The sequence below is a fragment of the Terrabacter sp. P5_B1 genome (genome assembly GCF_056400505.1).
This window is the reverse complement of sequence record NZ_JBFULD010000203.1, coordinates 1-7,778: the sequence shown is the minus strand read 5'-3', so window position 1 is coordinate 7,778 and position 7,778 is coordinate 1. Positions and strand designations below refer to the sequence as shown.

The 7,778-nt window shown below is 71.2% G+C and carries 6 protein-coding genes and 2 pseudogenes; 1 reads left to right on the top strand and 7 read right to left on the bottom strand.

Going from position 1 to position 7,778, the window contains the following annotated elements; all coding sequences use genetic code 11:
- From AC1DP0_RS14535 to AC1DP0_RS14515, 5 genes and pseudogenes are all read right to left on the bottom strand, one after another.
- Nucleotides 1-641 (bottom strand): annotated as a pseudogene (locus tag AC1DP0_RS14535) (short-chain dehydrogenase); the annotation flags it as partial.
- Nucleotides 642-745: 104 nt separating this feature from the next.
- Nucleotides 746-2,035, bottom strand: coding sequence for a S1C family serine protease (locus AC1DP0_RS14530; protein ID WP_478085257.1), 1,290 nt, complete (start codon nucleotides 2,033-2,035; stop codon nucleotides 746-748).
- Between the two features lie 67 nt (nucleotides 2,036-2,102).
- Entirely contained in the window at nucleotides 2,103-3,617 is a 1,515-nt protein-coding gene (locus AC1DP0_RS14525; protein ID WP_478085256.1) for a sensor histidine kinase, read from the bottom strand.
- A gap of 12 nt (nucleotides 3,618-3,629) precedes the next feature.
- Nucleotides 3,630-4,352, bottom strand: coding sequence for a response regulator transcription factor (locus tag AC1DP0_RS14520; protein ID WP_478085255.1), 723 nt, complete (start codon nucleotides 4,350-4,352; stop codon nucleotides 3,630-3,632).
- Nucleotides 4,353-4,419: 67 nt separating this feature from the next.
- Nucleotides 4,420-6,072, bottom strand: a complete 1,653-nt coding sequence (locus AC1DP0_RS14515) for a DNA repair helicase XPB (RefSeq protein WP_478085254.1) — start codon at nucleotides 6,070-6,072, stop codon at nucleotides 4,420-4,422.
- A gap of 70 nt (nucleotides 6,073-6,142) precedes the next feature.
- Here AC1DP0_RS14515 and AC1DP0_RS14510 point away from each other — a divergent pair, with 70 nt between their 5' ends.
- Complete coding sequence (locus tag AC1DP0_RS14510; RefSeq protein ID WP_478085253.1) at nucleotides 6,143-7,075, top strand: hydroxymethylglutaryl-CoA lyase; 933 nt, start codon at nucleotides 6,143-6,145, stop codon at nucleotides 7,073-7,075.
- A 79-nt stretch (nucleotides 7,076-7,154) separates the two neighbouring features.
- Here the strand turns inward: AC1DP0_RS14510 and AC1DP0_RS14505 are convergent, their stop codons facing one another.
- Both AC1DP0_RS14505 and AC1DP0_RS14500 read right to left on the bottom strand, forming a co-directional pair.
- Nucleotides 7,155-7,319: a DNA polymerase ligase N-terminal domain-containing protein gene (locus AC1DP0_RS14505; RefSeq protein WP_478085252.1), complete on the bottom strand. Its 165-nt coding sequence runs from the start codon at nucleotides 7,317-7,319 to the stop codon at nucleotides 7,155-7,157.
- A 48-nt stretch (nucleotides 7,320-7,367) separates the two neighbouring features.
- A pseudogene (locus AC1DP0_RS14500) lies at nucleotides 7,368-7,778 on the bottom strand (helicase-associated domain-containing protein); the annotation flags it as partial.

Genomic DNA, 7,778 nt, shown 5'->3' with positions numbered 1-7,778 from the left:
GGATCGCGCAGGTCGATGCCGACGATCTTGAGCCGGTGGATCCAGTCGGCGCTGTCCTCCATCGAGGCGAAGCGGCGCATGGCGTCCTTGGGGAAGCGCGTCGTGATCGTCGTGTGCGCGCCGTCGCGCAGCAGGCGCAGCGCGATGTACATCCCGATCTTCGCGCGGCCGCCGGTGAGCAGGGCGCGCTTGCCCGTGAGGTCGGTGCGCTGGTCGCGCTTGCCGTGCGAGCGGGCAGCGCAGTCGGGGCACAGCCAGTGGTAGAACGCGTCCACGAGCGTGTAGTCGCGCTTGCAGATGTAGCACCCGCGCGGGTTGACGAGCTCACCGGCGAACGCGCCGGATGCGTTGGAGACCAACGGGATTCCCTTGGTCTCGTCGTCGATCCGCATGGGCGAACCGGTGGCCGTCGCCTCGATGACCTGGCGGTCGGCCTTGCGTTCCGCCCACGTCTTCGCGTTGCGCCGATCCTTCTTGAGCCGCTTGTACATCAGGGACGCGGCGCGCTTGAGGGTCTCGAAGTCGGGGTCGTCGATCTCGAGCGAGGGGGCCAGGGCGAGCACCCGCACGGTGGTCGCGACGTCCTCGGGGTCGAGGTGCACGACAGCGGCGGGGTCCAGCTCGATCTCGGTGTCACTCACCGCGCAAGGGTACGCGGGCTGCCCCGGCGGCCCCAATCGTCGGCGAAACGCTTGCGATGGGGGCCGCCGGGACCGGAGCCGACCCGTCCGAAACGGGTGGCCCGTCAGTTCGCGGTCGACGGCTTGACGGCAAGCGTCACGGAGACGTCCTGGCGCGCGCCGCCGCGGATGACGGTCAGGGTGGCCTTGTCACCGACGGTCATCTCACGGATCTGGGCGACGAGCGCCGTCGCCGAGTCGATGCGCTGGCCGTCGACGGCAATGATGACGTCGCCGTTCTTGACACCGGCGTTCGCGGCGGGCGTGCTGGGGTTGACGGACACGACCTGAGCCCCCGCGCGCTTCGCGGCGCCGTCCGAGACGACCGTGTCGCGGGTGCTGACGCCGAGGTAGGAGTGCTCGGCCTTGCCGCTCTTGATCAGCTGGCCGGCGATGGACTTCGCCTCCTTGACCGGGATCGCGAAACCGATGCCGATGTTGCCGCTCTGGCTGCCGCCCGAGCTCTGCCCCAGCGAGGCGATCGAGCTGTTGATGCCGATGAGCTCGCCCTTGCCGTTGACGAGCGCGCCGCCCGAGTTGCCCGGGTTGATCGCAGCGGACGTCTGGATGGCGTTCGTCACGACCTCGTCCCCGGACGACTGCTGCTGACCCAGGGGGGACTGGCTCGACGGGCCGGTGCTGACCGGGCGGTCGAGGGCCGAGATGATGCCCGTCGTCACGGTGCCCGAGAGGCCGAGGGGGTTGCCGACCGCCATGGCCGGGTCGCCCACCTTGAGGGCCTCGGAGCTGCCGAGGCTGATCGGCGTCAGGTCGCCGGGGCCGTTGCTCAGCTTGATGACGGCGAGGTCGGTCGACGCGTCGGTGCCGACGATCGTCGCGCCGTAGGTGCGGCCGTCGCTCAGGGTCACGGTGATCGCACCGTTGCCCGTGGCGTCGCCCACGACGTGGTTGTTCGTCAGGATGTGCCCGCTCTTGTCGAAGACGACTCCCGAGCCGGCGCCAGAGCCCTGCTGCGTGGTCACGTCGATGCTGACGACGCTCGGTGAGACCGCGGCGGAGACGGCGGCCCAGTCGGGCGCGGAGGCATTGCCCTGCACGACGGTGGGCGAGCTGTTCTGGTTCGAGTTCGTCGTCGCCGTCGCGGCGGGGGTCGACCCGGTGGCCGTGCTCGGGCCGCCCAGCTGCGTGGCGGCATACGTGCCTCCGCTGGCGAGGACGGCTGCGAGCAGGGCGACCCCGACGGTCTGGCTGAAGCGGTTGTCGCGCTTCGGGGCAGGCCGGCTGCCCTCACCCAGCGGCGGCGTCGGCGGGGCCGGCGGCGCGGGGGGTGTGGACTGGCTGTAGTAGCCGCCCTGCGGGATCTGCTGGGTGTGGTCCTCGGGTGCCATGGTCATGGCTCCTCCTCGCTCTGGTCTGTGGCTCCATCAGACCTACCCAGCTTTGGACTCCGTTGTGGCATTCCTAGGAATCGGCTGTGCCTTGGGCTGCGCCGAGGTGATGCAGCTCACTCTCCTCGTCCGGGCGCCGAACGGGGATCTGCACGACGAACGTCGCCCCGCCACCGGGCGTCTCACGCACCCGAACGCTGCCGCCGTGCGCCTCGATGATCGCGTGCACGATCGCGAGCCCGAGCCCGTTGCCGCCACCCCTGCCGCGACTGCGTGAGCGGTCGGCGCGGTAGAAGCGCTCGAAGACGTCGGCGCGCTCGTTGGGAGGTATGCCTTGTCCGTGGTCGCGCACGTGGAGTGCGACGTGGCGCGCGTCCACGCGGCCGACGAGGATCTCGATCGGGGTGCCTGCGGGGGTGTGGATCCGGGCGTTGGTCACGAGGTTGGTGACGACCTGTCGCAGCTGTTGCTCGTCGGCCTGCAGCTCCGTCGGCTCGATGGGCCCGTAGATGCCGGTGGCGACGATGTGACGGTCGGGCGCGATGGTGCGGGCGTCCTGTGCGGCGTCAGCGGCCAGCACGGCGAGGTCGACGGTCTGCAGCTCGAGCGGGCGCTCACCGTCGAGACGAGCCAGGGTGAGCAGGTCCTCGACGAGGCCGCTCATCCGGTGCGCCTCGGACTCGATGCGACCCATGGCGCCGGTCACGGCGTCGGCCGTCGGGAGGGCACCCTGGCGGTAGAGCTCGGCGTAGCCACCGACGGCGGCCAGCGGCGTGCGCAGCTCGTGCGAGGCGTCGGCGATGAAGCGCCGCATCTTCGCCTCGTTGGCCTCGCGCACGGCGAAGCTCTGCTCGATGCGGGCCAGCATCGCGTTGAGCGAGCGCGACAGCGAGGCGACCTCGTCGTCGGTGTCGGGCACGTCGACGCGCTGGGTCAGGTCGCCCACCGCGATCTGGGCCGCGGTGTCCTCGATGCGGGTCAGGGGCCGGAAGGTCCGGCGGATGAGGAACCAGCCGAGCGCGGCCGTGACGATGAGGGTGATGGCACCGATCCCGGCGGCATACAGCAGGAACCGGTCGACGGTGCGGTCGAGTGTGCTCAGGGGGAGGGCCAGCACGTAGATCTCGCTGTCCGACTCGTTGAGCTGGGCCAGCGCGAGCCACTCCGCGTCGCCGCTGGTCGAGCTGATCCGGAAGGGGACACGCCCCGTGACCTTGGGGTCGGACGCCGACAGGTTCGGGATCTTCGCCACGTCCTGCTCGGTGACGGCCTCACCCAGGGAGCTGACCGAGCCGGTGCGCAGGTCGATGATCCGGGTCGTGAACCCCGTGGGCAGCTGCGGGCCGGCCGCACTGAGCTCTGCTGGGTCGATGGACGACAGGCTCGCGGCGTAGACGCGCAGCTCCTGCTCGGTCTGGTTGAGCAGGTAGACCCGCAGCAGGGCGCTGACGACGAGCGAGGTGATGGCCAGGGCGACGGCGATGAGCCCTAGCGTGACCGCGAGCAGCCGCCACCGCAGTGGCATGGCCCGCAGCGGGGGCAGCCTCTGCTTCCGGCCGCCCACGGCGACGGCCGGCTCGGCGGTCACGTCGCCATCCGGTCAGGAGGTGGTCAGCTCGGGGGGCACGCGGAGAACGTAACCCACACCGCGCTTGGTGTGGATGAGCGAGGGCCCGTCGGCGTCGATCTTGCGCCGAAGGTAGGAGATGTAGGACTCGACGATGCCGGACTCGCCGCGGAAGTCGTAGTCCCAGACGTGGTCGAGGATCTGGAGCTTCGACAGGAYCCGGTTGGGGTTGAGCAGCAGGTAGCGCAGCAGCTTGAACTCGGTGGGGGACAGGTCGATGACGCGGCCACCACGGCGCACCTCGTGGGAGTCCTCGTTGAGCTCCAGGTCGTGGAAGCGCAGCGTCGCGCCGTCGTCGCTCTGGCCGCGCGTGCGGCGCAGCACGGCGCGGATGCGCGCGATGACCTCCTCGAGGCTGAAGGGCTTCGTGACGTAGTCGTCGCCGCCCACGGTGAGGCCCTGGATCTTGTCGCCCGTCGCGTCGCGCGCGGTGACGAAGACGATGGGCTGCTGGCGCCCGCGGTCACGCAGGCGCCGCGTCACCTCGAAGCCGTCGACGTCAGGCAGCATGACGTCGAGCACGACGAGGTCGGGCTCGGACTCTGCCGCCATGGCGAGGGCGCTGGTGCCGTCGGCGGCCGTCTCGACCTCGAAGCCGGCGAAGCGGAGCGACGTCGCGAGCAGCTCACGGATGTTCGGCTCGTCCTCGACGACGAGCAGGCGTGCCTCTGCGGCCTGTGCTGTCTGGGTGTCCACACCGAACAGTGTCGGCACGTTCGCTGGGAGTTCGCTGGGAGTTGCTCGGATCGCCGCGACAAGCGGCTCAGAGGTCGTCGGCGTCGACGATCCGGTAGGCGTAACCCTGTTCGGCGAGGAAGCGCTGACGGTGCGCGGCGAAGTCCGCGTCGACGGTGTCACGCGACACGATCGTGTAGAAGTGCGCGGTGCGCCCGTCCCCCTTCGGCCGCAGGACGCGGCCGAGGCGCTGGGCCTCCTCCTGACGCGAGCCGAAGGTGCCGCTGATCTGGATCGCGACGCTCGCCTCGGGAAGGTCGATGGAGAAGTTCGCGACCTTGCTGACGACGAGGGTCGTGATCTCGCCGGTGCGGAAGGCGTCGTAGAGGCGCTGGCGCTCCCTGACCGTCGTCTCCCCGGTGATCACCTCGGCGCCGAGCCGCTCGGCCACCTCGTGGAGCTGGTCGAGGTACTGCCCGATGACCAGCGTCGGCTCGCCGGAATGCTGCTTCGCCAGCTTCTCGACGACGGGCAGCTTGGCGTCGGAGCACGACGCGAGGCGGTAGCGCTCCTCGGGCTCGCTCACGGCATACGCCATCCGCTGCCCGTCGGGGAGGCTGACTCGCACCTCGATGCAGTCGGCGGGGGCGATGTAGCCCTGGGCCTCGATGTCCTTCCACGGCGCGTCGAAGCGTTTCGGCCCGATGAGGCTGAAGACGTCGGCCTCCCGGCCGTCCTCGCGCACGAGCGTCGCCGTCAGGCCGAGGCGGCGGCGCGCCTGCAGGTCGGCCGTCATTCGGAAGATCGGMGCCGGCAGCAGGTGCACCTCGTCGTAGACCACGAGGCCCCAGTCGCGCGCGTCGAGCAGGTCGAGGTGCGCGTAGGCGCCCTTCCGCTTCGTCGTCAGCACCTGGTAGGTCGCGATGGTGACGGGACGGATCTCCTTGCGGGCGCCGGAGTACTCGCCGATCTCGTCCTCGGTCAGCGTCGTGCGCTTGATCAGCTCGTCCTTCCACTGCCGCGCACTGACGGTGTTGGTCACGAGGATGAGCGTCGTCGCCTTGGCGGCCGCCATGGCGCCGGCGCCGACGAGGGTCTTGCCCGCGCCGCAGGGCAGCACGACGACGCCGGAACCGCCGTGCCAGAAGCCGTCGACGGCGTGCTGCTGGTAGGGGCGCAGGTGCCAGCCGTCCTGCCGGAGGTCGATCGGGTGCGCCTCGCCGTCGACGTAACCGGCCAGGTCCTCGGCCGGCCAGCCGATCTTGAGCAGCTCCTGCTTGAGGGTGCCGCGCTCGCTCGGGTGCACGACGACGGCCAGGTCGTCGAGTCGCTCGCCGGTCAGCGGCTTGATCTTCTTGTGCCGCAGCACCTCCTCGAGCACCGGGCGGTCCGTCGTGCGCAGCACGAGGCGCGTGCCCTCGGCGGAGTCGGCGACCCCCTCCTTCTCGAGGGTCAGACGGCCGTAGCGGTCCATGGTGTCGGCCACGTCGACGAGCAGGGCGTTCGGGACGGCATACCTGCTGTGCGTCATGAGGGCGTCGACGACCTGCTCGGCGTCGTGCCCGGCCGCGCGCGCGTTCCACAGGCCGAGCGGGGTGATGCGGTAGGTGTGCACGTGCTCGGGGGCGCGCTCGAGCTCGGCGAACGGCGCAATGGCACGTCGGGCCGCCTCGGCGGTCGGGTGGTCGACCTCGAGGAGGAGGGTCTTGTCGCTCTGCACGATCAGCGGTCCGTCATTCATCGACTCGTCCAACCGTCGGCGGCGTGCGGGTGTTCCCGGGGGGCGAGGTCACGCCTGACAGTATGGGGGCATGCGATCCCCACAGGTCGAGGCGGCGACGGGGCTGCCCGCGAAGGTGACGATCTACGAGGTCGGCCCGCGCGACGGGCTGCAGAACGAGAAGACGGTCGTGCCGGCCGCGACGAAGGTCGAGTTCATCCGGCGACTCGAGGCTGCTGGCCTCGGGACCATCGAGACGACGTCCTTCGTGCCCGCGAAGTGGGTGCCGCAGATGGGTGACGCCGCGGAGGTGCTCGCCGGACTCGGCGCCGACGGGGTGGGCCGGCGGCGACCCGCCCTCGTGCCCAACGAGCGCGGCCTCGACCGCGCCGAGGAGCTCGGGCTGAGCGCGATCGCGATCTTCGGGTCGGCCACCGAGACCTTCGCGCAGAAGAACCTCAACCGGTCGGTGAGCGAGCAGTACGCCATGTTCGAGCCGGTCGTGAAGCGCGCCCTCTCGGGCGGGATGTGGGTGCGGGCCTACGTCTCGATGTGCTTCGGCGACCCGTGGGAGGGGCCCGTCCCGGTCGAGCAGGTCGTCGAGACGGCCGAGCGGCTCATGGACCTCGGATGTCACGAGCTGAGCCTCGGCGACACGATCGGGGTCGGCACGACCGGCCACGTGCACCGGCTGCTCGAGGCGCTCGGTGCACGGGGGATCGGCACCGACCGCGTCGCCGTGCACTTCCACGACACGTACGGCCAGGCCCTCGCCAACACGATGGCGGCCCTGCGCGACGGGGTCTCGATCGTCGACGCGGCAGCCGGAGGCCTCGGCGGCTGCCCCTACGCGAAGTCGGCCACCGGCAACCTCGCCACCGAGGACCTCGTGTGGGCGCTGCACGGAGCCGGGGTCGAGACGGGGGTCAACCTCGACGCCCTCGTCGGGACCTCGGTGTGGATGGCGCAGCAGCTCGGCCGGCCCTCGCCGAGCAACGTCGTCCGGGCCCTCGCGGGCGCCTGAGCGGGCCGAACGGCCGGAACGAACCCGGTTCTCGGCCGCTGGAGGGGGTTTCCCGCCGTCGCTCCGGCCGAGGTGCCCGTCAGGCGGGCGGCTGGTCCTTGGCGTGGTCGTCCACCGCGACGGCCAGCCGGTCGTGCCGGCTCGACGTCGGCAGCCCCTTGGGCACCGCCCACGACCGGAGCACACCGCCCTCCTCGAGCCGCAGGTCGAAGTGCGGACGCGGCTTCCGGTGGTCGTGGAGCACGTGTGCCGGCCGGTGCCCATCGTGACTCCCGTTGCCTGACATGGGGGCTCAGCTCTCGAGCGTCGCGCCAATGATGCGGTGGACCGAGAAGGACTTCTCGTGCCCGGACTCGTCGGTGGCCCGGACCCGACCGCCCTCGACCCGCTGCGGGTGGATGAGGTGGCGGCTCGTGGCGCCGTGGCCGTCGGAGTAGCCGATCCACACGCCGTGCCGGTCGGCGACCGCGTCGCGCAGCAGCGACAGCGTCACGACGGGGTCCATCGCCTGGATGCGCGGGCCGGGGCGCGTCTCGTCCTCGACCCGACGCTGGTCGGCCGTGGCCTCGGCAGCGCGCAGCCCGTCGACGAGCGACTGGGTGTGGGGCCGGTCGACGGGAGAGACCATCGGGCCCGGGCCCCGGCGGCGTGACCCGGCGCGGCGGCGTGGCGTCTCGGCATGGACGACGGTGCCGTCCTGGCC

Bases quoted from the DNA above. Each gene is read 5' to 3' on its own strand.
- AC1DP0_RS14530 (WP_478085257.1), bottom strand. From the start codon at position 2,035: ATGACCATGGCACCCGAGGACCACACCCAGCAGATCCCGCAGGGCGGC.
- AC1DP0_RS14510 (WP_478085253.1), top strand. From the start codon at position 6,143: ATGCGATCCCCACAGGTCGAGGCGGCGACGGGGCTGCCCGCGAAGGTG.